This window comes from Binatus sp. (SeqCode), from assembly GCF_035272065.1.
GTDB lineage: Bacteria > Desulfobacterota > Binatia > Binatales > Binataceae > Binatus.
In genome coordinates this window covers 1-26,391 of sequence record NZ_DATEQZ010000013.1, presented here as the reverse complement: position 1 = coordinate 26,391, position 26,391 = coordinate 1, and the positions used below count along the sequence as shown (strand labels likewise).

Here is a 26,391-nt window from a genome sequence, read left to right as displayed (position 1 = left end):
TTTATGCCGCCGCCGCCATCCAATCGCCGCCATTTCGTCCCTCGGTTCGATTGCGGCGAGCCACGACTATCCAAATCGCGCGGCATGGTTCTTGGGATCATCGGGGTGGAAGGAGAGCGGCGGCGAAGTGAGAAGGTGCAATCCGTGAGCCACGACAAGCTTCCGAAACGGAGCCTGATTGACAGGTTTCTATGGTTCGGCTTTGCCGTGGCTGTCGTTGCCGCGGCTGCAATCGGCTGGAACGCCGATCGAGACGCGAACGAGTCCTACGCCTGGAACGGCTGGATAACTCACACGCAGAGCGTTCTCGACGCGCTGGAAGAGGCGCGAGGATATTCGCTCTCGGCGCTCTCGGCGATTCAGGACTACTACGAGAGCGGCGATCTGAAAGACCTCGGCAAGGTTGACGACATGATCGCGAAACTCGACCGCCAGTCCCACGTACTTCGGGCCCTGACGGTGGATAACGCGTCCCAGCAGAATCGACTCGATCAATTCGATCGGATCGGGCGGCAAATAACGGCACTCTCGCAGAACATTACTCGGGCGTCTCGGACCTCCGACCAAGCGCAGTCCATCAGGGGGTCGGAGGCTGTCGCGCTGAGTGCGGCCATTTTCCAATTACTCGAGGAATTGTACCAAATGTCTGCGACGGAACGGGGCCCAATGAGAGAACGCACCGCACGTGCTCGCGTGACGTCGCGGGACAGCGTGACCGTCCTGGCAATCGGCGGCAGCTTCATCATCGTATGGCTGATGACACTCGGCGGCTACGCCCTCTTGACCAGGAGGCGGCTGTCGGACGCCGCCAAGGCTCTCATGTTCAGCCAGGCGGAATTGGCCCGCGTCACCGAGCGCAAGATTGCCGAAGAGAAGTTCCGTGCGTTGCTCGAGTCAGCCCCGGACGCGATGGTGATCGTGGGCCGGGACGGCCGCATTGCGCTGGTCAATGCGCAGACCGAAAAGCTGTTCAGATACGCGCGCGCGGAGTTACTCGGCAATACGGTCGAGGTGCTGATGCCCGAGAGATTTCGCGACAAGCATCCGCAGCATCGCGCGGGATACTTCAGGGACCCCAAGGTGCGTTCCATGGGCTCCGGCCTGGAGCTCTACGGCCTGCGCAAAGACGGTACCGAGTTTCCAATTGAGATCAGCTTGAGCCCGATCGAGACTGACGAAGTCACCCTCGTCTCCGGCGCGATCCGCGACATCACCGAGCGCAAGCGCGCCGAGGACGAAATGCGGGCACTGAACGAATCCGAGCGGCGGCATGCAGTGCAACTCGAAGTCGTCAACAAGGAGCTCGAAACCTTCTCCTATTCGGTTTCGCACGACCTGCGCGCGCCGCTGCGCAGTATTGACGGTTTCAGCTTGGCCCTGATTGAGGATTACGCCGATAAACTCGACCAGCAGGGCAACGCACACCTGCGGCGAATCCGGGCGGCCACTCAGCGCATGGCCCAGCTGATCGACGACCTGCTGAAACTCGCGTTCGTCACCCGCAGCGAGATGCGCACGCAACCGGTGGACCTGAGCGCGTTGGTCAACGTCATCCTTTCCGAGCTTCGCAGGGGCGAGCCGAATCGCGACGTCGAGTGCGTAGTGCAGGAGCACGTCGTGGGTCATGGAGATTCGCGTCTGCTTCGGGCGGTGCTCGAAAACCTGCTCGGCAACGCATGGAAGTTCACCGGCAAGCGTGAGCAGGCGAGGATCGAGTTCGAAGCTGCGGAAAAAAATGGACAGACGGCCTACTTCGTGCGCGACAATGGGGCGGGCTTCGACATGACCTACTGCGAAAAGCTGTTTGGCGCCTTCCAGCGGCTTCATGCCGCAGCGGATTTTCCCGGCACCGGCGTGGGACTGGCGACGGTGCAGCGGATCGTTCATCGCCACGGGGGGCGAGTTTCGGCTGATGGCGCGGAGGGCAAGGGTGCGACGTTTTCGTTCACGCTCAAAAACAGTCAGGAGAGCAGAAAATGAGAGATCGAATTATCCTGTTAGTGGAAGACAACGCCGACGACGAAGCGCTGACGCTGCGCGCGCTCAAGAAGAACAACATCACCAACAAGATCGTAGTCGCGCGCGACGGGGTCGAGGCGCTCGACTACCTGTTCGGCACGGGGCAATACGCGGACCGTGACACTACCGTTCAGCCGGAGCTGGTTCTGCTGGACCTGATGCTGCCCAAAGTGGACGGCTTCGAGGTGTTGAAGCGGTTGCGAACAGACCAGAGGACGAAGCTGCTCTCAGTGGTCATTCTGACTTCCTCCAAAGAGCAACAGGACATCGTCAATGGCTACGGCCTGGGCGCCAACAGTTACGTCCGCAAACCCGTAGACTTTCAGCACTTCGTCGATGCCGTGTCGCAACTCGGCCTCTACTGGCTCGTCTTGAACGAGCGGCCTTCCGCCGATCTTCGGAACGGCTCGTGAGCCAGCCGCGGCGCGTCCTGATCGTCGAGGACTCGCCGGATGATGCGGAGCTCACGGTTCGGGCGCTCCGCCGGGGCGCCTGCTTTCTGACCTATCATCGCGTCGACACGCCGGAGGCGATGCGGAGGGCACTCGAAGAACAGAACTGGGACATCGTCATCGCGGACTACTCGATGCCGCGCTTTACCGGGCTGGCCGCGTTGAAGATGCTGCAGAAGGCTGGACTCGACGTGCCGTTCATCCTGGTCTCGGGCACGGTGGGCGAGGAAGTGGCCGTAGAGGCCATGAAGTGCGGCGCTGATGACTACGTTCTGAAGAGCAACCTGGCGCGGCTGCCGCTCGCGGTCGAGCGCGAGCTGCGGGATTATGAAGTGCGAGCCGAGCGCAACCGCGCCGAAGCCCGCTACCGCAGTCTCGCCGATCGCGTGCCGGTGGAACTGTTTAGGATTTCACCGGAAGGAGACCTGCTCGAGTTCAATCCGACTTTGATCGAGATGCTGGGATTTCAGGCAGGCAGCAGTCCCACACGTGTGAACCTCGCGGAGGTATGGTTGCGGCAGGAGGAGCGGGTGCGGCTCAAGGCCATCATCGATCAGGTGGGAGTCGTCAAAAACTTCGAGATGGAGATACGGCGGCCCGACGGCAGCGTCATCTGGTGCGAACAGAGTGCGCGCGCGGTTTACGACGCGGCCGGCAAGGTTGCACATTACGAGGGCGTGCTGGTGGATATCACCTACCGCAAGCGCGCCGAGGACGAAGCCAATCGCGCGCGCGATCGGGTGCGCGACCTTGCACTCGAGACGGCGCGTATGCGCTCGGAGTTCCTGGCCAGCATGAGCCACGAGATTCGCACGCCGCTGGCCGGAATTATCGGCACGGGAGAGCTGCTATCGCGTTCCGATTTGACTGCCGAGCAGCGCCGCCTGACAGAGATCATTCGCTCAAGCGGCGAGCTGCTGCTGACAATCGTCAACGACATCCTCGATTTCTCGAAACTGGCGGCCGGCCGGGTCGAGCTGGAGAAACTCGACTTTGATCTCGTCGAGCTGACAGAGAATCTAATCGATTCCTTTGCGGTGGCTGCTCGCGCCAAAGGGATCGAGCTTGCCTTGTACGTGGACGCAAATGTGCCGACCGGTCTGCGGGGAGATCCGAGCCGGCTGCGCCAGATTCTCAACAACCTGGTGGCGAACGCGATCAAATTCACTGAGCGAGGCGACGTGACAGTCCGGGCAAGCACTGTGGAAAGCACGGCCGGCCACGCGCTGGTGCGGTTCGAGGTCGTGGACACGGGGATTGGAATTCCGGACGAGGCGCAGGCGCGCTTGTTTCAGCCGTTTGTCCAGGCGGAAGGCTCGACCGGCCGACGCTTCGGCGGCACCGGACTCGGCCTGGTGATCGCGGCCAAGCTGATCGAACAAATGGGAGGCGAAATCGGATTTGAAAGCGCGCCCGAACGTGGCTCGAACTTTCATTTCACGGCGCGGTTCGGAAGAGGATCGGAGATTGTTCATCCTTGGATGAGTGCAACCGCAATCTCATGCTTCAAGGCGATGCGCGCGATGGTCGTCGACGACAGTCCGGCCCTTCGTCAAGTCATTTCCGAATACCTGACGTCATGGGGGGTTGAGAACGCGGCGGTCGGCGGCGGGGCCGAAGCGCTCGCGATACTGAAACGGTGGACCGCCGGCGGCGAGAGGCAGGTCGTGGTGCTTATCGATGAACAGACACCTGACATGGGCGCGCTAACACTCGCGCGCGCAATCAAGGATCATTTCGGCGGAAGACATAGCAAGGTGATCATGTTCAGCGCGGAGACCGGTGGCAGGAGTGCAAGCGAAGCCGTGGATGCGTGGATTACGAAGCCAGTGCGTCCGTCGCACCTGTTCAGCTGTATCCTGGAGCTATGCGGAAGTACCGGTCGCGTAGGCGTCGAGAAAATCGCGGCCGCGCCGCCCCGGCCGATTGGCAATGAACAGCCGCAATGGCGCAAGGCGGTGCGGGTGTTGTTGGTGGACGACAATCTCGTGAATCGAACTATCGGGGCGAAGCAGCTCTCGGCCCTCGGCTATACGGCGGAAATCGCCGACTGCGCGCAGCGAGGAGTGGAGATCGTATCGAGCGGCGGCTGCGATATCGTCCTGATGGACTGTGAGATGCCCGAGATGGACGGTTACGAAGCAGTCGCCGAGATTAGACGGCGCGAAGGGGACGCTCGGCACAGTGTGGTAATCGCGCTGACCGCGCACGCGACGGAAGACGATCGCGCCCGATGCCTCGATGCCGGAATGGACGACTATCTGAGCAAACCCGTAAAGCTGGACGCGCTCGCAAACAAGGTGGACGCCTGGGTGCACCGCAAGCTCGACCACATCCTCACCTCGGGGTAGTGGTCAGTCAGGGGCGAACGCGTTCGCTGCGCTTGAACGAAGGGCGTTGCGCCATCGCGGACATCCAGCGCGTCGTGCGCGGATACTTCGCGGGCTCGAGCGCCAGCCCAACCATCGGATACATCGCGACTCGCGGATACGCTGAGATGTCGGCGATCGAGAAGCGATCGCACAGCAGGAACTCGCCGGAGAGTTCGCGCTCGATATGATCGATGCGCTGGTAGAGCTGGCTTGCCAGCAGCGTCGCTTCATCCTCGCTTACGGCAGTACCGTCGTACACGCGATTGACCCAGTCGATGTGCGCGGGATCGTCGGTCGAGCGGCGCACGTCGCGCATCACCTCGTCGTTGGAGCGCTGGCGATCGATAGGACCGATCACTCGCAGGTACATCAAAGGGCGGTATTCCTTGGCCATCGCGAGCTCGAAGGCCTGCCACATCTTGGCGCGCGCGCACAACCATGGGTCGTCGGGATACAAGCGCGGTTCGGGAAAGACCGCGTCGAGATATTCGGTGATGACGTTGGACTCGTAGATGACGCGGTCGCCGTGGACCAGAGTCGGCACCAGGCCGCTGGGGTTGAGCGCGAGATACTCCGGCCGCTTCTGCTCCATCTTCGTGAGATCGACGAGCCGGGTTTCCCATTCGAGATTTTTTCGAGCATCACGATTCGCACACGCCGCGCGCATGGCGAGCCGTGGAAATCGTAGAGGGCGATCTGTTCGCTCATAGCAGGAGGCTGGAGGGGTTTTCGAGAAAGCGTTTCAGTTCTTGCAGGAAGCGGCCGGCTACGACGCCGTCAACGATGCGATGATCGAACGAGCCGGTGACCATCATGGTTTTGCCGACGGCGAGCTGGCCGTTGCGGATGACGGGTCGATCCTTGATGGCGCTCACGGCGAGAATCGCGGCCTGCGGTGGAACGATGACCGCGGCGAAATGCTCGATGCCCAGCATGCCCATGTTGGAGATCGAGAACGTCGCGCCTGACAGTTCGTCGGAAGTGAAACCGCCGCGGCTCGACTTCGCGACGAGGCGATGCGCGGCCCGCGAGATTTCGAGCAGCGACAGCCGCTCGCATTCGCGAATCACGGGCAGGATCAATCCATCCTCGACCGCGACGGCAACGCCGATGTTGATGTTGGGATGGATGAAGATGCCTTCGTCCTCGTAGCTTGCGTTGATGCGCGGGTAGCGGCCCAGAGCGAGCGCGCAGGCTTTCACGATGATGTCGTTGTAGGTGACGGTTTCCTCGAACAGCTCAGTCGCTTCGAGCGAGTCCTTCAAGCGCACCGCGTCTTCCATCGCGACTTCGACGGTGACGTAAAAGTGCGGGATCTCGCGCTTCGACTGGGCCATCCGCTTGGCGATCGTCTTGCGCATCGCGGACAACTCTTCGCGCGAACCGGGCGCGCCCTCGCGCGGCGATACGAGGCGGCGAAACTTGAATAGCTGCTGCTCGCGGATAAAGTTGTCGATGTCGCGCTTGGTGACTCGTCCTTCGGGGCCGGTGCCGCGGACGTGAGAGAGATCGACGCCGGCCTCCTCTGCTGCGCGGCGCGCCAGCGGAGAGGCGCGAAGCTTGTGGCCATCGCCCGCGTCGGCGTCAGCCGCAGGGGCGGACGGCTCGGGGCGCGGCGGAGGTGCGGCGATTGCGGTCGGCGCGGCGGAGAGATTCGCGGACATCGCTGGATGCACGTGCAAGTCGCCCGCGGAGCCGTCGGTGACGACCGCGGCCGGCGCGATTGATTTCCTAGGTTTTTGAGTTTTTTCACTGGCGGCGGTCGGCGCGATCTGCTTTGCCGAAGGCTGCCTTCCTCCTGCAATCTTTGGTTTTACAGCGGTTAGCACGGGCAGCTCCGAAGTCGCCGCCGCTTCGGCGCCGGGGTTTTCCATCACCGCCGCCGCCGGAAGAGGTTTGGCCTCCGCAGATGGCATCGGTTTGCCCTCTGCCCTGGAATCTTTCGCGCTTGCGGATTTCATCAGTGCGATCACGGCGCCGACCGGCGCGCTCTCGCCTTCGTTCAATTTGATCTGATCGAGCACGCCTTCTTCGAACGACTCGAGCACCATGTCGGCCTTGTCGGTCTCGACCTCGGCAATCGCCTCGCCGCGCGCGATCTTGTCGCCGGGATGCTTGAGCCATCGGAGGATCTTGCCTTCCTCCATCGTGTCGGAAAGCTTGGGCATCGTGATTTCGTTGCTCATGATTTCTAGCCCAAAATTTTTACGTCAATTGTTCCGCCGCTTTGACGATATCGCCCGCGCTCGGCAGCGAAGCGTGCTCGAGATGCTTGTTATACGGCATCGGAGAGTCGAGCGCGGCGACGCGAGCGACGGGCGCGTCGAGCGAGTCGAAGGCGGCCTCATGAATCTGCGCGGCGATTTCAGCGCCGGCACCGCCCGTGCGCCATCCCTCGTATACGACGATGGCGTGCCCGGTCTTTTTCACCGACGCGACGACGGTCGCCATGTCGAGCGGGTTCAGGGTTCGCAGATCGACTATCTCAGCGTCGATGCCGGAGTTCTCGAGCGCTTCGGCGGCGGCGATCGCGTCGTATACGCACTTCGAGTAAGTGACTATGGTCACATCCTTACCTTCGCGGATTACATTTGCCTTGCCGAACGGAACCATGAACTCAGGATCCTCGGGCACTTCGCCCTTAACGCCGTATAGTGACTCGTGTTCGAGGAACATTACTGGATCGACCTGGCGAATTGCGGTTTTCAATAGTCCCTTGGCGTCGGCTGGCGTGGCCGGGATGACGACGCGGAGGCCGGGGGCGTGGAGGAAATACGCTTCGAGGCTCTGGCTGTGCTGTGCTCCGAGCTGATGGCCGCCGCCCTGCGGCGCGCGAATGACTATAGGTACATTGGCCTTGCCGCCGAACATGAAGTGTATTTTGGCGGCGCTATTGACTATTTGATCCATAGCCAGTAGGCCGAAGTTGATAGTCATCAGTTCGACTATCGGCTTGAGCCCGCCCATCGCAGCGCCGATGCCGGCGCCGACAATAGTCAGTTCGGAGATGGGAGTGTCGCGGACGCGCTTTTCACCGTAGATAGCCAGCAGGCCGTCGGTGACCTTGAAGGCGCCGCCGAAGTAGCCGACCTCTTCGCCCATGACAAAGACGCGCTCGTCGCGATCGAGTTCCTCGCGCAGGGCCTGGTTCAATGCTTCACGGTAAGTGATCTGCGCCATTCTAATCTCAGGTTCGGTGGCCTCACTTGTCCTCGGACGCGTAGACGCCCTTGCCGAGTTCATCCATCGAGGGCTCGGGGCTTTCGTCGGCGAACTTGACCGCATCATCTATAGTCGCGGCGACTTCGCGCTCGACTTCGTCGAGCTTCGCGTCGGTGGCGCGCTTCTCGGCTAGGAGGCGACGGTGCAAATTTTTAATCGGGTCGCGTTCTTGCCAGATTCTTTCCTCGCGCTTCGAGCGATACTCGGCCGGATCGGACATCGAATGGCCGCGGAAGCGGTACGTGACGGCTTCGATCAACGAGGGGCCGTCACCGGCGCGCGCGCGCGCAACGGCCTCCATCGTGGCACCGTAAACGTCGAGCACGTCCATCCCGTCCACGCGCACGCCCGGCATCTTGTAGGGCTCGGCGAAGCGGTAGAGTTCCTCCTGGCTGATCGCATTCTGGACGAGCGTGCCCATCCCGTAAAAATTATTCTCGCAAATGAAAACCAGCGGCAGCTTCCACAGCGACGCCATGTTGAGCGTCTCGTGGAACGCACCCTGCGGGAGCGCGCCGTCGCCGAAAAAGCAGCAGACGACTTCGGGACCTTCGTTGTAGCTGACCGCGAGCGCAAGCCCGCATGCGATTGGCAATCCACCGCCGACAATCGCATAGCCGCCCATGAAGCGCAGGTCCTGGTCGAACAGATGCATCGAGCCGCCGCGCCCGTGCGAGATGCCGGTCGCCTTGCCGAACAACTCGGCCATGACGACGCGCGGCTCGGCACCCTTGGCGAGGCAGTGACCGTGCTCACGATAGGTCGAGACGACGTAGTCCTTGTCGTTGAGGGCGTATATCGAGCCGACGGCGACGGCCTCCTCGCCGGCGTAGAGATGGCAGAAGCCGGTGATTTTGCCGCGGCTGTACATCTCGGCGGTCTTCTCCTCGAAACGGCGGATGAGCGTCATGCGGCGATAGAGGTCGAGGAGCTGGCTCTCGTGGAGGGTCAGCAGCGCGTGCTGAGCAGTATGCTTGTCGCGTTCGAGCGCCATTGTGGATTAAGCGTAACGCGATTGGAGAGAGGGGTAAACCGCAGTCAACATTAATGCAGTTGAAGGGGAACTTCATCTAACGTGAAGCCGCCGCGGGTTTCACTTCAATGAAGGGTTTCCCCTTCCTCACCTCTGCGGGCCCTTCTTCCGCATCTCTTCGTCGCGGTAGCGCTTGTAGAGCAGGGTCCATTCGTTGGAGCCTTCTACGACGCCGCGTTTGATCGAATTGATCTTGCGCCGCACGATTGCGTCGAGCTCGTCGCCCTGCTCGTTGAACTGCGCGACAATTTCGCGCGCCTGCCGCAGCGCCAGCGGAAAGTTCGCGATCTCGGCCAAGCCCTCGTCGCGCAATTTTGCCAGCGACTCGCGCGCCAGGAACAGGACTCGTGCTTCGGTGAGCTTCATGAAGATTTCAGAGCGTGAAGTTTTTCTTCTCGGCCAGGCGCTGGCGAATCAAACTGCGCAGCCGCGTGACGTCCAGGCGCGTGTCGCGGCGCGCTTCCGCCTCCGCCATCTTGTCGGCCTCTTCGTCTATTTGCGCTTCGGTCTCGAAATTTGCCGACATCAGCTCGACCACGCACGCGACCAGTTCCTTGACGTCAGCCTTGGGCTTGATCAAACCGCGATCAATCAGCCCGTTGACGAGATGAGTCGCGAGCGCGTCGATCTGAGCTTCCCGCATCGCCATACAATCACAGCTTGAGGTTTTCAGCGCTCGTTGTCAAAAGCACCTTCGTCAACGGCGGCTCTTCGTTCCGTGTCAGGGTGAGCAAAGCCCGCGGAACTCGACATACGGCCGATCGGCGGAGTATGGGCAGACAGGCGACGCCGAGTGCCCCTTGGCGAATCTTGCTCTCCGGCCTCGGCTCATCAAAGACTGAGAACCAGGAGCGGCCGCATGCTTGTGCTTGCTCGCGCTTGTCACATTCGCCAAATCCATTGTCTTCACCGCTGCCCGGTGCGGCGCGCGCGGCTCGCCGGATGATGGCCGGGGGCCAGACACCCGCGCTCGCGGCTTCCGAGATGCCGACGGCGCCAAAGCACCGCCTCGGACGCTCCGCCCTGCAGGTTGAGGCCGCGCTGATCCTTGCCTTGGCGATCGCGCTCGGCGGCTTCCTCCGGTTTATCCATATCGGCGTGGCGGAAATTACCGGCGACGAGGTGTCATCGTGGGCGACCGCCAGCGCTCCGACGCTGGCCGGCGTGATTCGCGCGCATCAGCACGCGAACCTGGGCACGCTCGCGTTGCATGACCTCCTGCTGCACTTGTGGATACTAATGTTCGGTGACAGCGAGGCGGCGCTGCGGTCGTTGTCGGCGTTGTTTGGAACCACGGCCATCGCGCTGGCCTTCTTCGTTGCCTACGAGCTGCTGATGCTGCCAGCGAGCGGCGGCGACGGGCGCGAAGCGGACGGGCCCGCGGCCCAGGTTACGGCCGCGCTCAGCGCGCTCATCACGGCGATCAGCCTCGTGATGATAAACTCATCTCGCGAGGCGCGGATGTATCCGCTGATGCTCGCGATGGTGCTGGCACAAGTCGGGTTTTTTCCTGCGCGCGATGCGCCGCGGTGGATGGCTGAGCTTCGCCGCGATCGCCGTCTTCACCGCGCTGACGGTCGCGGCGAATTTCACCGCGGCCTTCGCCTTCGCTGCGGAAGGAGCGTGGTTCGCCTGGCGCCTCGTTGCGGAGCGGCGCAATGGCCGCGGGCTCGATACGCGCGCGTGGCGGGCCGCGTTCGGCGTCCTTGCAGGTTTCGCGATGCTAGCGCCATTCGCATCGGTCATCGCTTTACAGCTTGGCTCAGGAGTAACGCGCGGAACGTGGTCCTGGATCCAGCCGCCGAGACCGATAGACCCACTCCAGACCTTCGAGAGCGCCAGTGGTGCGTGGGTGTTCGTGCTGTGTGCGGCGCTCGCACTGTGGGGGGTGCTCACGCGATGGCGGTGGCGCCGCGAGCAGATCGCGTTCGCGCTCATCCTTATGTGGCTGCCACCGTTGGCGCAGCTCGCGATTTCCTACCTGTTCATACCGATGGACGTCACCCGCTACGTGCTCCCGTCCTTCATTGCGTTCTATATCCTGGCGGCACTCGGCATCGCAGCGCTCGGCAGCGCGCGGGCGCGCGGTGTCGCCGCGGCACTGGTCGCGCTCACGATGCTCACTCACGTCTATCGCTACGATAGCAAGCCGCGCGATCGGCTGTTTCGCGAGGCAGTCGCGCTGGCAATTGCAATGGCGCCGGGCCGCAGACGCATTGGTATCGTGAGCTGGGACGGCAGCAACCGCTCAGCGTTCTACTACGCGCCGACGGTCCGCCGCGCCGACCTCGTCCGCCTTCCCCCTGAAGGCGAGCTCCCGCCTGCCGCCGCGCAAATCCGGACCCTTATCCTGCCCAGCTACATGCGACCGGCCGAACTCGCGCGTTGTCGCACGCTCTTCCCGCGTGTCGAGGGAAAGTTCCGGCTCGTCGAAGTTCGATCGAAATGACTCTGGCGCCTGGCCGGTGTGCGCTATTGCGCGGGCATTGCCGACGGCGACGCTGCGGCTACCGGAGTAGCTTCTCCGAGCGGGGTGGATTGCGGCGCAGGCGTCCCGGGCGCTGACATTGGCGCAACCGCCTCGTATCCGTACTTCATCGCGGCGAGCGGGCGTCCGGAAACCACATTCGCGGTCGCGGGCGCCGGGCTTTCGAGGATCGAGTCCGCCACGCCTTCACGCTCGAACGGGCGGCGCACGTCCAGCGGGGCCGGCTCGACGACATGGCCGACGTTGACGTCCGCGCTATCGACGCGAATGTTGCTGGCAAGAACGACGCCGCGTTCGGCGCGCAGATCGTAAAGTCCCGGCGGCAAGTCCGCCGTGAACGAGCCGTCGGGCTTGGTCGGCGCGACGTAGATATCGCTGGTAACGCGATTCTCGTAATGAAGCTGGCGCCGATCAGCCGGTCGGCCGTCGCGGTACGACATCATGCCGCTCACATTCGCCGCGCCCGCAATCCGCGCCCCTGCAGCGAGACCCGCGGCGAATGCAACCGATAGAGCTGCCGCCGCGAAACGATTGCGGCCCGACCTGGGATTGGAAATGTTCTTCACGACGACTCCATGGCGACAGGTTTCGCGCCGGCTGAATTGTAGCCGCTCAGGGCATTTCCATCAAAGCCCGCGCATCGCCTATGCTTTCCGCAAATCCCACGGCGAGGTAACGATGGAACGCATAACCCTGTATCACAATCCTGGATGAGGGAGCTCGCGCGGCGCGCTCGAGATGCTTCGCGCGCGCGATGTCGAGTTCGACATCATTGAATATTTGAAGGAACATCCGACTCGTGAACGGCTCGAAAAAATAATCGAGATGCTCGACGGTCCCGTCTCCGACCTGGTACGCAAGGACAAGCGCTTCAAGGAGCTGGGCTTGAATCCCGCCGAGTACGCCGACAAGAAGGCGGTCGTCGCGCTCCTGCTCGAGCATCCCGAGCTGATGCAGCGTCCAATCGTGATTCGCGGCAAGCGCGCGATCATCGCGCGTCCGCCGGAAAAGCTCGAAGTGTTGTTGTGACGGAGTCGGGCTGGGCTGCTAGGCGCTCTTCTTGACCTTGCCCGAGCGGATACATCGCGTGCAGACCAGGATTCGCCGCACGTTGCCGTTTATCTCGGCACGCACTTCCTGCAGGTTGGGATTCCACCGCCGCTTGGTCTTGTTGTTGGCGTGACTGACGTTATTGCCGACTGACGGCTGCTTCTTGCAGTATGCGCAATGTCTCATGGGTCTTCCGTCCGAACCTGGTAATCCGTCTAGGGTAGCCCGACCTGCGGCCGCGTGAAAGAGGGGGAATACTTCGCCTTCAGCAGCGCCTCGCCGACCGCTTCGCTCTCGAGCACAGCGCCAGCGTCGCATCCGCACTTGAGGCTCATCAGCCAAGCGCTGCGCCCAAGCGCGACCGCGTAGCTGTCGAGCTGCTCCTTGAGACCCTTGGGCGCGTCCTTGTCTTCGATCGTGAGGTCCTTGGCCGCGACGATCACCTCGTTGGGGATCGAGCCGGTCTGCTCGCTGAAGAGCTGCTTGATCATCGCGACGAACGCCTGATGGTCGAGCGTGGGCACGTCGCTCTTGATCACGCCGTCGTAAATCGAGTCGGGGTGACTGCTCGGCATCTCCGCCAGCACCCGCCGAATCGAATCCGCGCGCGAAGCCTCGGCCGACGGCGCCTTCTCGTAGTCGGCCAGTATCACGCGCGCCGCGCCGGCGTTCCCGCCCGCCATCGCTCCGAGCGTGCGCCCGAGCAGTGCATTCGCCGCGCTGCGCCGCAACTGCCCTTGCGCGTTCGCGATCATCCGCTGAACGTCGGGATTGTTGATCCCGGCCGACTTGAACACCGCCATCGCGTCCTCGCCGTCGCCGCGATCGAGCAGAGCCTTCGCCGTGTCGAGCGGAACGAGCGGGGTGGTGTCGCGGATCGACGCGGTCGCGAGATACAACTTGGTCGCCGCGACCAGCTTCGCCTCGACGCGCGTCTGCACCGCCTCAAAGGCCTGCCACTGATCGCTCGAGATAAGTTTCTTCCCGGTCGCGCGCTCGGCAAACACCTGCGCCGGCAGCGCCAGGAAAGCGGACGCGCCGCCGATTACGGGCTCGCTGTCAGTGAAGGTGAAGCGATGCCGGTCCTCGGCCAGCGTCGAGAGATTTAGCGTCCATATCTCGTAAGCGCCAGTGAAGCGCGCCTCGTTCGAATCGCGTTGCGACTGAAACGACTCGGTCGGCAGGCTCACCACCATCACCGCGTCGAGGCGATCGTCCGGGTCGCCCGCGACGAATCGCTTGACGCACGCATCAACCCCGCCTGGCGGCTGAATCGGCACCGCCTTCACGTTCGGCAGCTTGCCGACAATTTGGTCGATATCGGCCTCGGTCTGCGGCGAGATCGGACCAATTACGCCGACTCCGATTTTGATCGGCTCCGCATACGCGCCCGCCGCGGCCGCGGCCACAACGATTGCCGCGCCGAGCAGCATTACCATAATTTTTTTCATCGTTTAAGTGATGCAGTGAAAAAGCGAATTCGCCGCGCCGAGAGCTTTTCAAAACCCGCCGCGATCTTCAACCCGCGCGGCAACAATCCCCGCTTTTGACCAACGCCGGCGAGTTGCTTGAGTATCCGGTCCGAAAGCTACAATGTCTAGTTAGGTCGTCCGGCAAAGTATGTCCGACCACATAGTCCACATCCTGCCCGAGCAAGTCGCCAGCCAGATTGCGGCGGGCGAAGTCGTCGAGCGGCCCGCGTCCGCCGTGAAGGAGCTGGTCGAGAACTCGCTCGACGCCGGGGCGCGCTCAGTGAGCGTCGAGATTCTCGGCGGCGGCTCGGCGCTAATCGCGGTCGCCGACGACGGCTCCGGCATGACGCGCGCCGACGCGATCCTTTCGCTCAGGCGTCACGCAACGTCGAAGATTCGTAGCGCCGCCGACCTGACGGCGATTCGCACGCTCGGGTTCCGCGGCGAGGCGCTCGCCTCGATCGCCAGCGTGTCGCATCTTCGGATGCAAACGCGTCGCGCCGCCGACGAACACGGCGTCGAGGTGGCCGCCGAAGCCGGCAACATCGAGGATACCCGCACGTGCGCGATTGCGGCCGGAACGCGAATCGAAGTGCGCCAACTGTTCTTCAACACTCCGGCGCGCCTGAAGTTCCTGAAGACGCTGGCTACTGAGCAGGGCGCGATCGCCGAATCGTTCCAGCGTGTCGCGCTCGCCAATCATCACATCGCGTTTCGGTTAAGCGCCGACGGCCGCGTCGTCTTCGATTTGCCGCGCGCCAACTCGGTGCTCGAACGATTCCGCCAGGTGTTCGGTCCCAAGCTCGCGGCCAGGATGCTTGCGTTCGATCTCGACCGCCCCGGAATCCGCGCGCAAGGACTGGCCGCGTCCAGCCACGAATCGTTTGCCACCGGTAGAATGATCTTCACTTTTGTCAACGGCCGCGCGGTGCGCGACCGGATGCTGATTCGCGCCGTCGAGCAGGCCTACCAGACGCTGATCCCGCGCGGGCGTCATCCGGCGACGCTGCTGTTCGTCGATATGCGGCCCGGAGAGGTCGACGTCAACGTGCATCCGATGAAGACCGAAGTGCGCTTCCGAAATGGCGGCGCGGTTTTCGACGTCGTGTATCACGCGATTCGCGACCGCTTGGCCGATCAGACCGAAAGCGCGCCCGCGACAAATTTAGTTGATGCGCCGGCTCCGTCCACCGATGACGCCGCGATGGGACTCATCACAATGTCGTCACGCGGCGAAGATACAGTGCCAAGTCCGCGCAGCGATGGGCCGTTGCGGCTCGTGCCCGACGCGGCCACTGAAAAAGCGTTTCAGCGCCCGCTCACCCTCGCTTACGATCGCGACGCCCGCCCGGGCGCGCCGACGGCGCCAGCGGCGCCGATCCCTATGTACTCGAAGCTCCGGGTGATCGGACAAATCTTCGCGGGCTATATCGCACTCGAGACCGAGGAGGGCTTGCTGCTGATCGATCAGCACGCGGCGCACGAGCGCGTTACGTTCGAGAAGCTGCGCCGGGAACTCCGCGACGGCGGGATTCGCACGCAGGCGATGCTCGCGCAGGTGCCGGTCGAGCTGAATCCCGCGCGCGCGGCGCAGGTGCATGGCGCGCTGAGCGAGCTGCGCGCGATGGGCTTCGATGTCGAGCCGTTCGGGCCGACCACTCTGCTGCTCAAGGGCGCGCCCGCGGTGTTCGGACCCGAAGGCGGCGCGAAGCTGCTCGGCGACATGATCGAGAGCATGGGCGATGCAGGCTTTCGCGGTGGAGGCGAGGCTGCGTTCGAGAATTGGCTGAAGCAACTCGCGTGTCATGGCTCGGTTCGAGTGGGACGCGTGCTCGAGCCGGCGGAAATCCATTCGCTGCTCGCGGAACTGGATCGCACGGAGTTCAAGACCAACTGCCCACACGGACGGCCGGTGCACATTCAGTTCGGACGCGGGCAAATCGAGCGAATGTTTCGGCGATGAGTTTTTCAGTGGCGCAGCTTGACGCGTCGGTACGACCGGCCAGGATCGCGGTCGGCTTCATAGTCGGGCCGACCGGAGCGGGCAAGTCTGCGCTCGCGATAGAAGTAGCGGAGTGCTTGAACTGCGAAATAGTCAACGCCGACTCGCGGCAGTTTTATCGCGGGATGGATCTCGGCACGGCGAAACCCTCGGCGGAAGATCGCGCGCGCGTGCGGCATCATCTTATAGACGTGCGCAATCCGGACGAGTCGCTCGACGTCGCCGAGTTTGCACATCTTGCGCGCGCGGCGATCGAAGAGATTGCGGCGCGCGGGCGAAATCCACTGGTGGTCGGCGGCAGCGGGCTTTACCTGCGCGTGATCCGCGGCGGAATCTTCCGCGGGCCAGCTGCGTCGGCGGAAATCCGTGACCGCTTGACGAAGATCGCGGAGGAGCACGGCGTTGCGCATCTGCATCAGCGGTTGCGCGGGATCGATCCCGAGGCGGCGAATCGAATCGGCGTCAACGACCTTTACCGCATCGTGCGCGCACTTGAAGTCTTCGAGCTGACGGGCGAGACGATTTCAGCTCATCAGCGGCGGCATCGGTTCGCCGACGCCGGCTACGACACTCTGACGGTCGGTGTCGAAGTCGAACGGCAAAAACTCTACGAGGCGATCGACACGCGCTTCGATTCGATGGTCGCGGCTGGGCTCGTCGGGGAAGTGCGCGCATTGATCGAGGCTGGATACTCGCCCGAGAAGCCGCCGCTTAGTACGATTGGGTACAAACAGATCGCGGCGTATCTGCGCGGCGGGATAACGATGGCTGATGCGATAGCGCCCGCCAAGCAGGAATCGCGGCGGCTGGCCAAGCGCCAACTCACGTGGTTTCGCCACGAGCCGGAGATCGTGTGGCTTGACCTGGAGCGCGGCGCTCAGGATGCTCTTGCGTTGTTCGAGAAATTTTTCGGGCGTGAACCAGATTGAAAGGCAATTCGAACGGACATAGGGCGCGCGGCGCGAAAAATCGCGGAGACGAAATCGCGATGGTCGAGGGGACTGCTTCGGAATCGCGCAGCGCGATCGAGCGCGTGCGCCTGGCGCGGCATGCGAATCGCCCGCAGACGCTCGACTATATCGACCTGCTAATGCGCGACTTTATCGAGATCCACGGCGACCGGCGCTTCGCTGACGACGGTGCGATCGTCGCGGGCCTCGCATATTTCGGACGCCGCGCTGTCGCCGTCGTCGGACATCAGCGGGGCCGCTCGACCACCGAGAGAATCAAGCGCAATTTCGGCAAGCCGCTGCCCGAGGGCTATCGCAAGGCGACGCGCCTCTATGAACTGGCGGAGCGGTTCGGCTTACCTATAATTACGCTGATCGACACACAAGGGGCAGAGTCGGGCGTCGGCGCGGAGGAACGCGGGCAGATCGAGGCGATCGCGCGCAACCTGGAACTGATGGCGCGGCTAACGGTGCCAATTGTCGCGTGCGTGATCGGTGAAGGCGGCTCGGGCGGCGCGATGGCGCTGGGTGTGGCAAACGTAGTGTTGATGCAGGAGAACGCGTGCTACTCGGTGATCACGCCGGAAGGATGCGCCGCGATTTTGTGGCGCGCGGGCGGTGAGGAGAACGTCGCGGCGGCGGCTTCAGCGCTGAAATTGTCGGCGCCCGATCTGCTGGAGCTGGGATTGATCGACGAGATCGTGCCGGAGCCCGTCGGCGGAGCGCATACGGCGCCGGCCGAAGCGGCGCATCTGATGGGTGCGGCTATCGCGCGGCATCTGGAGCGGCTGGTCAAGCTGAAGCCGCAGGAGTTGCGCCGCGCGCGCGAGCGGAAGTTCGCGGCGATGGGCTCGGGGTATCTCACGCGCAGCCGCGTAAACGGCGATCAGTCGATCGACTAGGAAATCACTTCATTGAATGTGAAACCCCACCGTGGGTTTCACACTTCCTTGGGCAGGGGTGACCCCTGCACCCATTGTTAGGAAGGGACGCGGGACTTCGTCCCTGTTAGGAAGTTTCAGAGGGGAGGATCGTAACCTCTTCTTGTCCGAGGAGAGGTTAGGATCCGGACGGGGAGCGTAACTTTTTCGCGACGCGTCGGTTTATCTATGCAGTGAGCCTATCGCAGGAGGTCGCACTTATGGACGCGCATAGCAAGCACGCGAGGATAATTCCTACTATGCGTTATCGGAATGCGCCGGCGGCTATCGAATGGCTGTGCAAGGCGTTCGGGTTTGAGCAGCATCTCGTGGTGCCTGACAAGGACGGCGGGATTGCCCATGCCCAGCTCACGTCTGGCAACGGGATGATCATGCTGTCGTCGGTCGGGGGCGGCATGTTCGGCCGGTTGATGAAGCAGCCCGATGAAATCGAAGGCTGCGAAACGCAGAGCGCTTACGTCATCGTCGGCGATTGCGATGCCCATTATGCGCGGGCCAAGGCCGCGGGCGCAGTAATGCTTAGAGATGTTCAGGATGAGGACTATGGCGGCAGAGGATACACCTGCCGCGATTTGGAGGGGCACATCTGGAGTTTCGGCAGCTACGATCCGTGGCAACCCGACTGATAGCCAGTTCAATCAGGGGCTGGCGGCGCGAACCACTTTGATCAGATCGCGTTGGGCGAGCTGGTGAGCCAGTGTGAGGACGTCGCGCTCGACCTCGCGGCGCGGGGCCGCGTATTCGCGCGCGATGGTGTCCGATATCGAGCGCGTTCCAAGGCCCTGCGCCATCAGCTCCCAGATTCGACCGCCGGTCCCGTTCAAGCCGTAACACATCGCGGTAGCGATGTTGGCGACAAAGGTCTCGCTTCCGGTGGTTTGTGATACGACGGCGCTCGGGATTTTCGCGACGTCATTTGGCGAGGGAGCTGCGAGATTCTTGCGCCTTCGGGCGGCGCGCGCGGCGATCGCGAATTCGGACCTCGCCACCATCTCGCGATGCACTGACGTGTAGCTGGGTCTCGAGCAGAACCATCCGGTGACGGCGGTCTTCGCACACTCTCCTACATCCGGGGTGACGCGGTGCTGGAGATGCTCGGCGACCCGGAAGATGATCGCGTCGCCAAAGCCGAGGTTCGGGACTGTCTCGCGCTTGCCGCGCGATGTATCGCGAATCTGTAGAGTCCCGCCGCGCTACGCCGCGTCACTGACGTTGATCGAAATCGCGACCTTTCGATCGTACATAATGTCGTTGTGCCATTTGAAGGCATGTCCATCGCGCGCGACCATCCGGTAGAGCCGGCCCGTAAAGCATCCGATGCGGCCGCATCCGGTGACCCGCCGAATCAGACGGAACAGCTTCGGATCGTTCAGCAGGACGTAAAAGACCCCGGCCAAAGGGTTGTCCGAGAGCGAGAGATCGCTCCCGACCTCATATTCCTTTTCTTTGAAGACGGCGCCGCGCAGGTAATGCTGAATCACACGCAACAGCGCAGGCTCGATGAACCCGGACATCCGCAGATAGTCATGTTGCTCGAAATGCTCATGCGCCGAGCGCAATTGCGACGGAGTCGCGTCGGATGAGATCCCCAGTCGTGTCAGCGTCGCAAGCATTTTTTGTGGCGGTAGATACTAACAGCGGTCTGCCCGCGGGTCCATGCGCCGTTGGTTGGAGCGGCGCCGGGGCGGGGTTTTTTCGGGTAGGTTTATCGGCGCAAATTTGAATATAATCCCGCATATCCGGAGGCGAAGTTATGGGCGCGTTTATCCTCGGGCTGATTGTGGGTGCCGGTGGCGCACTCGCGCTTTTCATCTATGACGAGGGCGAGATGTTCTTGAAGCTCTCACGCCAGATAAAGCAAACGGCAGAACGCTACAGGCAGTCGCCTTAGCTTAACGGGTCAAGCTGCGTGGTCTTTTTTGTCGCGCATAGAAGCGGCGCGCGTGCGGCGCGTAGCGAGTCCGTCTCCCGGCGGAGCGCGGCGACTATTTCGGTTGCGGCGATCGCGCTCGCGATCGTTGCGATTTCGATTGCGCCGCGGCAATCCTTCGCTCAGGACCCGCAAGAGCAAGCGTTGGAGTTGAGCGACCATGCGTTCGCGATGCTCAACGCGATCAATGCGTCATCCACCAAGGCTGGTCCGATGCTGGCGCCGGCGGCCAGCCTGGCGGGCGACGCGCAAACGCTGTCGACGGCTCTGGGCACGCATGACAACGCAAGCGCGAGCGGCGCGATGACGTCGATCCTCAACGATCGCGCCAGGATCGAGGCTGCGGCCAAGCTTGCGGGCGGGCAGTATCCGGAGCAGTGGAGCAGTATCAGGGAGAAGATCGCGGCGCTCGAAAAGCAAGTGCCCGCGGGAGCGCTCGCGGGCAGCAAAGCGGCCGGAGGCGCGCCGGATTCGCATGTGTCGGTCGCGCCGGCGACCGGGGAGAAGATGCCGGACGCGCCGAAGATCGAGATCGCGTCGCGGGTGTTCCGGGGCGGAACGGTGCGCGTGAAGGGCTTTCTGGAAGGCACCGATCTCAAGTCGGCCGGAATTTTCGACGGCGACACCAAGAGCAGAGACATCGACGTCGCGAGTACGCCGGGTGAGCAGCGAATCAATTTTGATTTCTCGATCGAACAGCCTTCGCCGACACAATCGATTCGCGTGGCGGATGTTTACGGGCGCGAGGCGCAGGCGTTGATTTCGCCGGACCCGGCGGGCGTCGGCGCGATGCGCGGGAGCGAGGAGTTGATTGAAGTCGACCCGGGCGCGAGCGCGTCGCGGGGCGAGGCGGGTCCATTGGCAGACAGTCCGATTGCGTCGGCGGGGCCCTCCAAGGGTAACAACACGGCCGAGATTCCGCGGCCGGGCGATGAGCTGTCGCCGTCGCGGCGTCATATCGATGCGAACTCGTCGCTGGGGCCGCTGACCAACGTGCAGATCAACGTGATCGACGCCGAAGAATCGATGTCGGCGCCGGGAAATGTCGAAGTAGTCGGGCAGATTGCGGGGCCGGGCGTGCGTCATGCGGGGATTTACGTCAACGGGCGGCTGGTCAAGCCGATCGCGATCAGCCCCACCGGGTACAGCGCGTTCGACCTGATTTTTCCGATGCCGGCGGGCAGCGACGCGAGGATTCGCGCATACGGCAACGGCAACGATTTCGTCGAGGCGTCGGTGGACACGGTCGGCGGAGGCAGCGGTATAACGGAGTATCGCAATCCGCCAATGTACGCGGCGCCGTATGGGGCGTATCCGCCGTCGCCGTACTACGCGCCCAATCCGTACGCGTACGCGAATCCGTATGCGCCCGGCTACAATCCGTACGCCCCGAATCCGTATCCCTATGGATACGCGCCTGGCTACGGTCCGCCGCCGTACGGCACTGTTCCGCCAGGGAAGCTGCCATGGTACGAGCGCATGTTTCACTAGTCCGCGCTACGAACCCGTAGTGAACTTGCCGCGCCCTGCGGGCTTGAGTAGGATTGCTTTCTCAACCTTCGTTCTTAAATTCTTATTAAGAGTGTCCACACGATGCTGATTCAAGCGACGCAACTGCGCCCGGGCATGATTGTCGAATACAACAACGACCTCTACCGGATCATGACGATCACGCATATCACGCCCGGCAACTGGCGCGGGATGGTGCAGACCAAGCTGCGTAACGTTAAAACGGGCTCGCAGACGGAGAACCGGTTCCGCTCGGAAGATCGCGTCGAGCGGGTGATCCTGAATCAGAGCAAGATGCAGTTCCTCTACCAGGACGGCGACGATTTTCATTTCATGAACACCGAGAACTACGAACAGATCACGATTCCCAAGGAGTTGATCGAGGACGTGGTCGGATTTCTGACGCCGAACCTCGAAGTCGAAGTCGAATTCTACGAAACAACGCCGCTCAACGTGACGCTTCCCAAGACGGTCGCGCTCAAGGTGGTGCAGACCGATCCGGGAATGAAGACGGCTGCCGTGAGCAATACGCTGAAGCCGGCGACGCTCGAGACGGGAATGGTCATCAACGTGCCGCATTTCGTCGCCGAGGGCGACACGATCACGATCAACACCGAGACGCGCGAGTACCTGTCACGCTCTAAGTAGCGGGTTGAGAATTGATCAGCGCGCGCCAGACATACCGACATGCCGGGCGCGATCGCAAGGCGGCGAGGCCGGAACGCGCGCATCCGCATCCCATTAGATTCGGGCCAAATCTCTACATCGCGCACACGCAGCCGGGGTTCGAGGGGATCGCGGCGGACGAGATAGCGGGACGAATCAGCGGCGCTCGCGAGATCACGCGGCGGGTCGTGCCAGATCGCGCCGGGATGACAATTTTTTTCGCGCCGGCGGCTGAGAAGCTCGCCGCAATCCGGACGGCCGAAGACCTGTTCGGGCTGACCGGTTACCGCGCCGGAATCGGACCCGAGAACAAGGAGCTGGACAAGATTCGCGGCGCGGCGCGCGAGGCGCCGCTGGTCGAGGCGGCGATCCAGGCGCGCGTGAAGGTCTCGCCGGGGACGCGCGCAGGCCGCAGGCTAAAGTTCCGCGTGATCGCCAGGATGGCTGGTGAGCATGAATATCGCCGCGTCGATTTCCAGCGCGCGGTCGAGCGCGGAGTTCTCGAGCGCGGCGATCATACGTGGCGGCTGGAAGAAGAGGACGCCGATGTCGAGTTGTGGGCGACCATGATCGACGCTGAGTTTTTTCTGACGGTGCGGCTCAGCGATGACCGCATGCGCCATCGCGAGTACAAGACTGCCCATCGACCGGCTTCCCTGCGCGCGTCGGGAGCGGCGGCGCTCGCGTGGCTGTCGGAACCGCGCGAGGATGACCTGGTGCTCGATCCATTTTGCGGCGCGGGAACGATCCTTGTCGAGCGGGCGCACCTGGGGCGGTACGCGAGGCTGCTCGGCAGCGATCGCGATGCTGCGGCGCTCGCGGCGGCGCGCGTCAACGTCGGCGCGCGCTACAAGCCGATCCAGCTCGAGAACTGGGACGCGGGCGCATTGCCGCTCGGCGACGCGAGCATAGATAAAATCATCACCAACCTGCCGTGGGGATTACGGTATGGAACGCACGGCGAGAATCGAAAACTCTATCCGCTGTGGTTTCGCGAGTTCGCGCGCGTGCTCAAGAGCGGCGGCATGATGGTGATGCTGACGTCGGAGTGGCGGCTGATGCGCGAGCTCGAGCGCACACGCAGGATCGCACCGAGCAAAATTATCCGGGTGTCGGTGCTCGGCAAGCCGGCGGCGATTTACGTCTGCCGCAAGGAATAGCGCGCACGCGTTCGGGGCAGAGGCAGAATCTTTGAATCGCGTGCCAAAAGTGCGCGTTGCACAGGGACGGTCACCTTCGTCCTCTCCCCACGAGGGAAAGGAGACAGAAACGCGCTACTTCACGGGAGAAAAGAAGGCGAGCACTGCGTTTGAGACGGCGTGCGGGGCGCTGCCGTCGATAGGCACTATCCATGCCGAAGGCGGCGGTGCATAGCCGAGCGCCTTTTCCGGCGATCCTTCCAGTCGCACGCCCGCGTAGATGAACGACGACGAATCGGGCGACCAGATCGTGTGCGACACGGCCAGCTGATCGAAGTAGCGGTAGGCGGTCGATTCGTCGGGCGTCGCGAGAAAATTGCCTAGCGATTTTTCGGCGCCGGTCCTAACGTCAACGACGGACCAGGTATAATACGGCTTTTCCGCGGGCACGCCGATGAACGCAACGTGGCGCGAGTCGGGCGCGAAGAAAAATGCGGCGACGTCGTCCTTAGTCAGCCATTTCGAATTCGCGGTGGCGATGTCAACCAGCTTGATGCCGTTGAAGGTGGGGTCCTGCGGCGTGATCGCCGTTGTGTACGCCAGGTGCGCCGAGTCGGGCGCCCACACGAAACTGTTCTCGCCGACGGGCAAGCTCACGACGGAGCGCGGATGACTGGCGTCGGCATCGGCGACCACGATGTTCGATTCGGCGTGGTAATTCTCGACGTACGCGAGATGCTTGCCGTCGGGCGACCATGCGGGTGTCTTGAACGGCGTGCGTCCGCTCGATAGCACCTTGACCACGTTCTGGCTGGTGGGCGTCAGGCTCATCAGCGAGACCCGCTCGGTGCGATCGGAGTCGAGCGCGAGCGTGTGCAGTGCTACCTCGTCGGGCCGCGCGCCCCAATCGAAGTACAGCGGCATCCCGGTGGTCACGATTCTGACGGGCGTCGATTCCTTCACTTGGGCCAGCACCAGGCTGAGTCCGTGCGGTTCCCCGAGCAGAAATGAAAGATGCTCGGCGTCGGGCGTCCACACCAGGTACACGATGCGCTCGGAGCGGCTCTCGAAAATTGGCATCGCCTGGCTGCGCGCGAGATCGTAAACCCACACCGCGAACGAATCCTCGCTCTGCTTGTGAGTCTCGGCCGAATAAGCGATGCGCTTGCCGTCGGGCGAGAACGTCGGCCATCCGTACACGGAATCGCTCGCGGGACCCTGCTCGGAGACCGTGTCGGCGAGCACGACCGGCATGATCGTATCTTCGCGGCGGACATGAATCGCGGCGGCCTTGCAGGTGATGCATTTGGGCTCCGCGCACTTTGTATCGCAATAGTAGATGTTGGAGTCGGTGCCGACGAAGGTGATCGCGCCGGGCGTCGGCGCACCCTGCGCAATCGAGCCGAGAGCTAGCATAAGGATGGCTGCCGCGGCGGTGGAAATCTGCAAGCAAGCACGCGCGGAGCGCATGGATGATGTGGTCATCGCGTTTAGAATTGCGCCAGCAAGGGCGCCAGCGCAAGAACGATCGCGACGTGTTGACCGACGACGGCCAATCGCGCAGAGTTGAGTATATGCGCCGGGTTGCAATCATTTTAGGTGCCGCGCTCTGGCTCGCGTCTCCCGCAATTTCGCACGCGCAGTACAACGACACCGATCAACAGAATCCCAAGGAATATCATGACGAGGATTCGCAGCCGCTCGCGCTCTTCGCCGACTTCCTCTACCCGATCGGCTATGGCCTTGAATGGCTCGTCTCCCGGCCGATGCACTGGGTAGCCAACGACAGTCCTGTCGCACCGGTTTACCGGCCGGTGGGTGGCAGCGATATGTCGCCTCCGCCGCCGGTGCCGATTATTCCCGACAACACGATGGACCAGGCGACGACGTCCACTGCTCCGCAGGATTGGTCTCCGACGCGGGCGCCCGTGACGATGAATGCAACCCTGATCAAGCCGGCGGCCCCAGCCTCATCGGCGCCGCCAGCCTCGAACAGTCAACCCGCGCTTCACTGAATTTTCGCGTCCTGCAAATCTGCCAAGCTTCAGGGGTTATCTTCACCCTTGAATGTTGCGTATCTTTGGGTAATAGAATTTTTGCTAATCGGATACGTCCAATGAGATGTGGATGAGCTAATGCAGGCTCATCTCAAGTTGGGGAGGTTGCGTCACTTAGATGGCTGTTGCACTCAAAGAGAAGGCTCCGACCGATCCCGCCGCACTCAAGAAGTGGCGCGAGGACGAGCAGGCAAAAGAGCGGGCGAAACGGGACAAGGAAAAATCCGAGCTCGGCACATTGTGGAGCCGTCGCGATTTCCTTGGCGTCCTCGGATGGGCGGGGTTCGGCGCGTTCTCGCTGATCGGTCTGCTCGCTGCCGTCCGCTCGGCGTTCCCGCGTGTGCTCTTCCTGCCGCCGTCAAAGTTCAAGGCTGGCTTTCCTGACGACTACGTGGTCGGCGAGGTCAGCGAAAAATACAAACAGGATTTCCGCACCTGGATTATCCGCACCAAAGCGGGCTTCTACGCGATCTTCGCCAAGTGCACGCACCTGGGATGCACGCCGCGATGGCTGAAGACGGAGCAAAAGTTCAAATGTCCGTGCCACGGCTCGGGCTACTACATCAGCGGGCTCAACTTCGAAGGCCCGGCGCCGCGCCCGATGGATCGATTCAAGATTTATGTTGGCGACGACGGACAGCTGGTGGTCGATAAGTCGGTCGTGTACACGATGGAACCCGGCGTCGATCCCAACGAACAGTATCCCCAGAGCATCTTGAAGATCGCCTGATAGAGACTTGAATTTGCTCATGGCGGACGCAGCTCGGCACGGAGCCGCGTCCGTTTTTTGTTTTTCACTTTTCTACACGGAGTACATTCCCGCGATGCCACTGATCAAAGCCGACAACATCAATATCAATTATGACACTTACGGTGACGGCGAGCCGTTGCTGCTGATCATGGGATTCGGGATGTCGGGGGCTGGATGGATTCCGTCGCTGCCGTTTTTCAGCGGCTTCAAGTCTATCTACTTCGACAATCGCGGAACCGGGCTCAGCGACAAGCCTGACTGTATCTACACCGTCGAGGGCATGGCCGATGACGCGAGCAATCTGCTGCGCGCGCTCGGAATCGCAAAAGCAAAAGTGT

At 62.5% G+C, this 26,391-nt stretch carries 29 protein-coding genes; 16 read left to right on the top strand and 13 right to left on the bottom strand.

Annotation, left to right across the window (positions count from 1 at the left end; translation table 11 throughout):
* Positions 1–3: 3 nt before the first annotated feature.
* The 3 genes from VJX68_RS01795 to VJX68_RS01785 are packed head-to-tail and all read left to right on the top strand — an operon-like array spanning position 4 to position 4,822.
* A complete protein-coding gene (locus VJX68_RS01795; protein ID WP_324093927.1) occupies positions 4–1,980 on the top strand; it encodes a sensor histidine kinase in 1,977 nt (658 codons plus the stop codon).
* Positions 1,977–2,432 carry a response regulator gene (locus VJX68_RS01790; RefSeq protein WP_324093926.1) on the top strand — a complete coding sequence of 152 codons (456 nt, stop codon included), beginning with the start codon at positions 1,977–1,979 and terminating at the stop codon, positions 2,430–2,432. Before VJX68_RS01795 ends, VJX68_RS01790 begins: the two co-directional genes overlap by 4 nt.
* Positions 2,429–4,822 (top strand): hybrid sensor histidine kinase/response regulator, encoded by a 2,394-nt coding sequence (locus VJX68_RS01785; protein WP_324093925.1) that lies wholly within the window; start codon positions 2,429–2,431, stop codon positions 4,820–4,822. The genes VJX68_RS01790 and VJX68_RS01785 overlap by 4 nt, the downstream gene beginning before the upstream one ends.
* Before the next feature lie 7 nt (positions 4,823–4,829).
* On the opposite strand, the gene VJX68_RS01780 is transcribed toward VJX68_RS01785, so the two are convergent.
* The 7 genes from VJX68_RS01780 to VJX68_RS01750 form a co-directional block, all read right to left on the bottom strand.
* Positions 4,830–5,510, bottom strand: a complete 681-nt coding sequence (locus VJX68_RS01780; protein WP_324093924.1) for a glutathione S-transferase family protein — start codon at positions 5,508–5,510, stop codon at positions 4,830–4,832.
* Positions 5,511–5,547: 37 nt separating this feature from the next.
* Positions 5,548–7,029: a dihydrolipoamide acetyltransferase family protein gene (locus tag VJX68_RS01775; RefSeq protein WP_324093923.1), complete on the bottom strand. Its 1,482-nt coding sequence runs from the start codon at positions 7,027–7,029 to the stop codon at positions 5,548–5,550.
* Positions 7,030–7,048: 19 nt separating this feature from the next.
* Positions 7,049–8,023 (bottom strand): alpha-ketoacid dehydrogenase subunit beta, encoded by a 975-nt coding sequence (locus VJX68_RS01770; protein WP_324093922.1) that lies wholly within the window; start codon positions 8,021–8,023, stop codon positions 7,049–7,051.
* A gap of 22 nt (positions 8,024–8,045) precedes the next feature.
* Positions 8,046–9,059 (bottom strand): pyruvate dehydrogenase (acetyl-transferring) E1 component subunit alpha, encoded by a 1,014-nt coding sequence (gene pdhA / locus VJX68_RS01765; RefSeq protein WP_324093921.1) that lies wholly within the window; start codon positions 9,057–9,059, stop codon positions 8,046–8,048.
* A gap of 126 nt (positions 9,060–9,185) precedes the next feature.
* Positions 9,186–9,464 (bottom strand): DUF507 family protein, encoded by a 279-nt coding sequence (locus tag VJX68_RS01760; RefSeq protein WP_324093920.1) that lies wholly within the window; start codon positions 9,462–9,464, stop codon positions 9,186–9,188.
* A gap of 7 nt (positions 9,465–9,471) precedes the next feature.
* On the bottom strand, positions 9,472–9,741 hold the full coding sequence (locus VJX68_RS01755; RefSeq protein WP_324093919.1) for a DUF507 family protein: 270 nt from the start codon (positions 9,739–9,741) through the stop codon (positions 9,472–9,474).
* Between the two features lie 263 nt (positions 9,742–10,004).
* A complete protein-coding gene (locus VJX68_RS01750) occupies positions 10,005–10,190 on the bottom strand; it encodes a hypothetical protein (protein ID WP_324093918.1) in 186 nt (61 codons plus the stop codon).
* A 427-nt stretch (positions 10,191–10,617) separates the two neighbouring features.
* Here VJX68_RS01750 and VJX68_RS01745 point away from each other — a divergent pair, with 427 nt between their 5' ends.
* Positions 10,618–11,547, top strand: a complete 930-nt coding sequence (locus tag VJX68_RS01745; RefSeq protein WP_324093917.1) for a hypothetical protein — start codon at positions 10,618–10,620, stop codon at positions 11,545–11,547.
* Between the two features lie 23 nt (positions 11,548–11,570).
* Here VJX68_RS01745 and VJX68_RS01740 read toward each other — a convergent pair whose 3' ends face one another.
* Complete coding sequence (locus VJX68_RS01740; RefSeq protein WP_324093916.1) at positions 11,571–12,152, bottom strand: hypothetical protein; 582 nt, start codon at positions 12,150–12,152, stop codon at positions 11,571–11,573.
* A 172-nt stretch (positions 12,153–12,324) separates the two neighbouring features.
* On the opposite strand from VJX68_RS01740, the gene VJX68_RS01735 reads away from it, so the two are divergent.
* Complete coding sequence (locus VJX68_RS01735; protein ID WP_324093915.1) at positions 12,325–12,615, top strand: ArsC/Spx/MgsR family protein; 291 nt, start codon at positions 12,325–12,327, stop codon at positions 12,613–12,615.
* 18 nt (positions 12,616–12,633) lie between these two features.
* On the opposite strand, the gene rpmB is transcribed toward VJX68_RS01735, so the two are convergent.
* Together rpmB and VJX68_RS01725 are read right to left on the bottom strand one after the other, a co-directional pair.
* Positions 12,634–12,822, bottom strand: coding sequence for a 50S ribosomal protein L28 (gene rpmB / locus VJX68_RS01730; protein ID WP_324093914.1), 189 nt, complete (start codon positions 12,820–12,822; stop codon positions 12,634–12,636).
* Between the two features lie 29 nt (positions 12,823–12,851).
* Positions 12,852–14,087, bottom strand: a complete 1,236-nt coding sequence (locus VJX68_RS01725; protein ID WP_324093913.1) for a hypothetical protein — start codon at positions 14,085–14,087, stop codon at positions 12,852–12,854.
* Between the two features lie 169 nt (positions 14,088–14,256).
* On the opposite strand from VJX68_RS01725, the gene mutL reads away from it, so the two are divergent.
* The 4 genes from mutL to VJX68_RS01705 all read left to right on the top strand — a co-directional run bounded on the left by mutL (position 14,257) and on the right by VJX68_RS01705 (position 18,627).
* Positions 14,257–16,071 (top strand): DNA mismatch repair endonuclease MutL, encoded by a 1,815-nt coding sequence (gene mutL / locus VJX68_RS01720; protein WP_324093912.1) that lies wholly within the window; start codon positions 14,257–14,259, stop codon positions 16,069–16,071.
* Positions 16,068–17,039, top strand: coding sequence for a tRNA (adenosine(37)-N6)-dimethylallyltransferase MiaA (gene miaA / locus VJX68_RS01715; protein WP_324093911.1), 972 nt, complete (start codon positions 16,068–16,070; stop codon positions 17,037–17,039). The genes mutL and miaA overlap by 4 nt, the downstream gene beginning before the upstream one ends.
* A complete protein-coding gene (locus VJX68_RS01710) occupies positions 17,036–17,962 on the top strand; it encodes an acetyl-CoA carboxylase carboxyltransferase subunit alpha (RefSeq protein ID WP_324093910.1) in 927 nt (308 codons plus the stop codon). The genes miaA and VJX68_RS01710 overlap by 4 nt, the downstream gene beginning before the upstream one ends.
* A gap of 278 nt (positions 17,963–18,240) precedes the next feature.
* Positions 18,241–18,627: a VOC family protein gene (locus VJX68_RS01705; protein ID WP_324093909.1), complete on the top strand. Its 387-nt coding sequence runs from the start codon at positions 18,241–18,243 to the stop codon at positions 18,625–18,627.
* Between the two features lie 12 nt (positions 18,628–18,639).
* On the opposite strand, the gene VJX68_RS01700 is transcribed toward VJX68_RS01705, so the two are convergent.
* Both VJX68_RS01700 and VJX68_RS01695 read right to left on the bottom strand, forming a co-directional pair.
* Positions 18,640–18,990: a PqqD family protein gene (locus VJX68_RS01700; protein ID WP_324093908.1), complete on the bottom strand. Its 351-nt coding sequence runs from the start codon at positions 18,988–18,990 to the stop codon at positions 18,640–18,642.
* Positions 18,991–19,194: 204 nt separating this feature from the next.
* On the bottom strand, positions 19,195–19,614 hold the full coding sequence (locus tag VJX68_RS01695; RefSeq protein ID WP_324093907.1) for a hypothetical protein: 420 nt from the start codon (positions 19,612–19,614) through the stop codon (positions 19,195–19,197).
* 140 nt (positions 19,615–19,754) lie between these two features.
* Here VJX68_RS01695 and VJX68_RS01690 point away from each other — a divergent pair, with 140 nt between their 5' ends.
* The 4 genes from VJX68_RS01690 (at position 19,755) to VJX68_RS01675 (ending at position 23,266) form a co-directional block, all read left to right on the top strand.
* Entirely contained in the window at positions 19,755–19,892 is a 138-nt protein-coding gene (locus tag VJX68_RS01690) for a hypothetical protein (RefSeq protein WP_324093906.1), read from the top strand.
* A 189-nt stretch (positions 19,893–20,081) separates the two neighbouring features.
* A complete protein-coding gene (locus VJX68_RS01685) occupies positions 20,082–21,422 on the top strand; it encodes a hypothetical protein (RefSeq protein ID WP_324093905.1) in 1,341 nt (446 codons plus the stop codon).
* 102 nt (positions 21,423–21,524) lie between these two features.
* Positions 21,525–22,088: an elongation factor P gene (gene efp / locus VJX68_RS01680; protein ID WP_324093904.1), complete on the top strand. Its 564-nt coding sequence runs from the start codon at positions 21,525–21,527 to the stop codon at positions 22,086–22,088.
* 11 nt (positions 22,089–22,099) lie between these two features.
* Entirely contained in the window at positions 22,100–23,266 is a 1,167-nt protein-coding gene (locus VJX68_RS01675) for a methyltransferase domain-containing protein (protein ID WP_324093903.1), read from the top strand.
* A 114-nt stretch (positions 23,267–23,380) separates the two neighbouring features.
* Here VJX68_RS01675 and VJX68_RS01670 read toward each other — a convergent pair whose 3' ends face one another.
* Positions 23,381–24,730 carry a TolB family protein gene (locus tag VJX68_RS01670; protein WP_324093902.1) on the bottom strand — a complete coding sequence of 450 codons (1,350 nt, stop codon included), beginning with the start codon at positions 24,728–24,730 and terminating at the stop codon, positions 23,381–23,383.
* On the opposite strand from VJX68_RS01670, the gene VJX68_RS01665 reads away from it, so the two are divergent.
* From VJX68_RS01665 to VJX68_RS01655, 3 genes are all read left to right on the top strand, one after another.
* On the top strand, positions 24,718–25,260 hold the full coding sequence (locus VJX68_RS01665; protein ID WP_324093901.1) for a hypothetical protein: 543 nt from the start codon (positions 24,718–24,720) through the stop codon (positions 25,258–25,260). The genes VJX68_RS01670 and VJX68_RS01665 overlap by 13 nt on opposite strands.
* A gap of 160 nt (positions 25,261–25,420) precedes the next feature.
* A complete protein-coding gene (locus tag VJX68_RS01660; RefSeq protein WP_324093900.1) occupies positions 25,421–26,032 on the top strand; it encodes a QcrA and Rieske domain-containing protein in 612 nt (203 codons plus the stop codon).
* A gap of 94 nt (positions 26,033–26,126) precedes the next feature.
* Positions 26,127–26,391: alpha/beta fold hydrolase (locus VJX68_RS01655; RefSeq protein WP_324093899.1), on the top strand; the 265-nt coding region annotated here is incomplete at its 3' end.

What these genes read in the sequence shown, in the direction of transcription:
- efp (WP_324093904.1), top strand. Translation starts at nt 21,525, where the DNA reads ATGCTGATTCAAGCGACGCAACTGCGCCCGGGCATGATTGTCGAATAC.
- VJX68_RS01795 (WP_324093927.1), top strand. Translation starts at nt 4, where the DNA reads ATGCCGCCGCCGCCATCCAATCGCCGCCATTTCGTCCCTCGGTTCGAT.
- VJX68_RS01745 (WP_324093917.1), top strand. Translation starts at nt 10,618, where the DNA reads ATGCGCCGCGGTGGATGGCTGAGCTTCGCCGCGATCGCCGTCTTCACC.
- VJX68_RS01780 (WP_324093924.1), bottom strand. Translation starts at nt 5,510, where the DNA reads ATGCGCGCGGCGTGTGCGAATCGTGATGCTCGAAAAAATCTCGAATGG.
- VJX68_RS01770 (WP_324093922.1), bottom strand. Translation starts at nt 8,023, where the DNA reads ATGGCGCAGATCACTTACCGTGAAGCATTGAACCAGGCCCTGCGCGAG.
- rpmB (WP_324093914.1), bottom strand. Translation starts at nt 12,822, where the DNA reads ATGAGACATTGCGCATACTGCAAGAAGCAGCCGTCAGTCGGCAATAAC.
- VJX68_RS01775 (WP_324093923.1), bottom strand. Translation starts at nt 7,029, where the DNA reads ATGAGCAACGAAATCACGATGCCCAAGCTTTCCGACACGATGGAGGAA.
- VJX68_RS01690 (WP_324093906.1), top strand. Translation starts at nt 19,755, where the DNA reads ATGGGCGCGTTTATCCTCGGGCTGATTGTGGGTGCCGGTGGCGCACTC.
- VJX68_RS01735 (WP_324093915.1), top strand. Translation starts at nt 12,325, where the DNA reads ATGCTTCGCGCGCGCGATGTCGAGTTCGACATCATTGAATATTTGAAG.
- VJX68_RS01695 (WP_324093907.1), bottom strand. Translation starts at nt 19,614, where the DNA reads ATGCTTGCGACGCTGACACGACTGGGGATCTCATCCGACGCGACTCCG.
- VJX68_RS01755 (WP_324093919.1), bottom strand. Translation starts at nt 9,741, where the DNA reads ATGCGGGAAGCTCAGATCGACGCGCTCGCGACTCATCTCGTCAACGGG.
- VJX68_RS01660 (WP_324093900.1), top strand. Translation starts at nt 25,421, where the DNA reads ATGGCTGTTGCACTCAAAGAGAAGGCTCCGACCGATCCCGCCGCACTC.
- VJX68_RS01790 (WP_324093926.1), top strand. Translation starts at nt 1,977, where the DNA reads ATGAGAGATCGAATTATCCTGTTAGTGGAAGACAACGCCGACGACGAA.
- VJX68_RS01725 (WP_324093913.1), bottom strand. Translation starts at nt 14,087, where the DNA reads ATGAAAAAAATTATGGTAATGCTGCTCGGCGCGGCAATCGTTGTGGCC.
- VJX68_RS01670 (WP_324093902.1), bottom strand. Translation starts at nt 24,730, where the DNA reads ATGACCACATCATCCATGCGCTCCGCGCGTGCTTGCTTGCAGATTTCC.
- mutL (WP_324093912.1), top strand. Translation starts at nt 14,257, where the DNA reads ATGTCCGACCACATAGTCCACATCCTGCCCGAGCAAGTCGCCAGCCAG.
- VJX68_RS01705 (WP_324093909.1), top strand. Translation starts at nt 18,241, where the DNA reads ATGCGTTATCGGAATGCGCCGGCGGCTATCGAATGGCTGTGCAAGGCG.
- VJX68_RS01760 (WP_324093920.1), bottom strand. Translation starts at nt 9,464, where the DNA reads ATGAAGCTCACCGAAGCACGAGTCCTGTTCCTGGCGCGCGAGTCGCTG.
- VJX68_RS01665 (WP_324093901.1), top strand. Translation starts at nt 24,718, where the DNA reads ATGATGTGGTCATCGCGTTTAGAATTGCGCCAGCAAGGGCGCCAGCGC.
- miaA (WP_324093911.1), top strand. Translation starts at nt 16,068, where the DNA reads ATGAGTTTTTCAGTGGCGCAGCTTGACGCGTCGGTACGACCGGCCAGG.
- VJX68_RS01750 (WP_324093918.1), bottom strand. Translation starts at nt 10,190, where the DNA reads ATGGATAAACCGGAGGAAGCCGCCGAGCGCGATCGCCAAGGCAAGGAT.
- pdhA (WP_324093921.1), bottom strand. Translation starts at nt 9,059, where the DNA reads ATGGCGCTCGAACGCGACAAGCATACTGCTCAGCACGCGCTGCTGACC.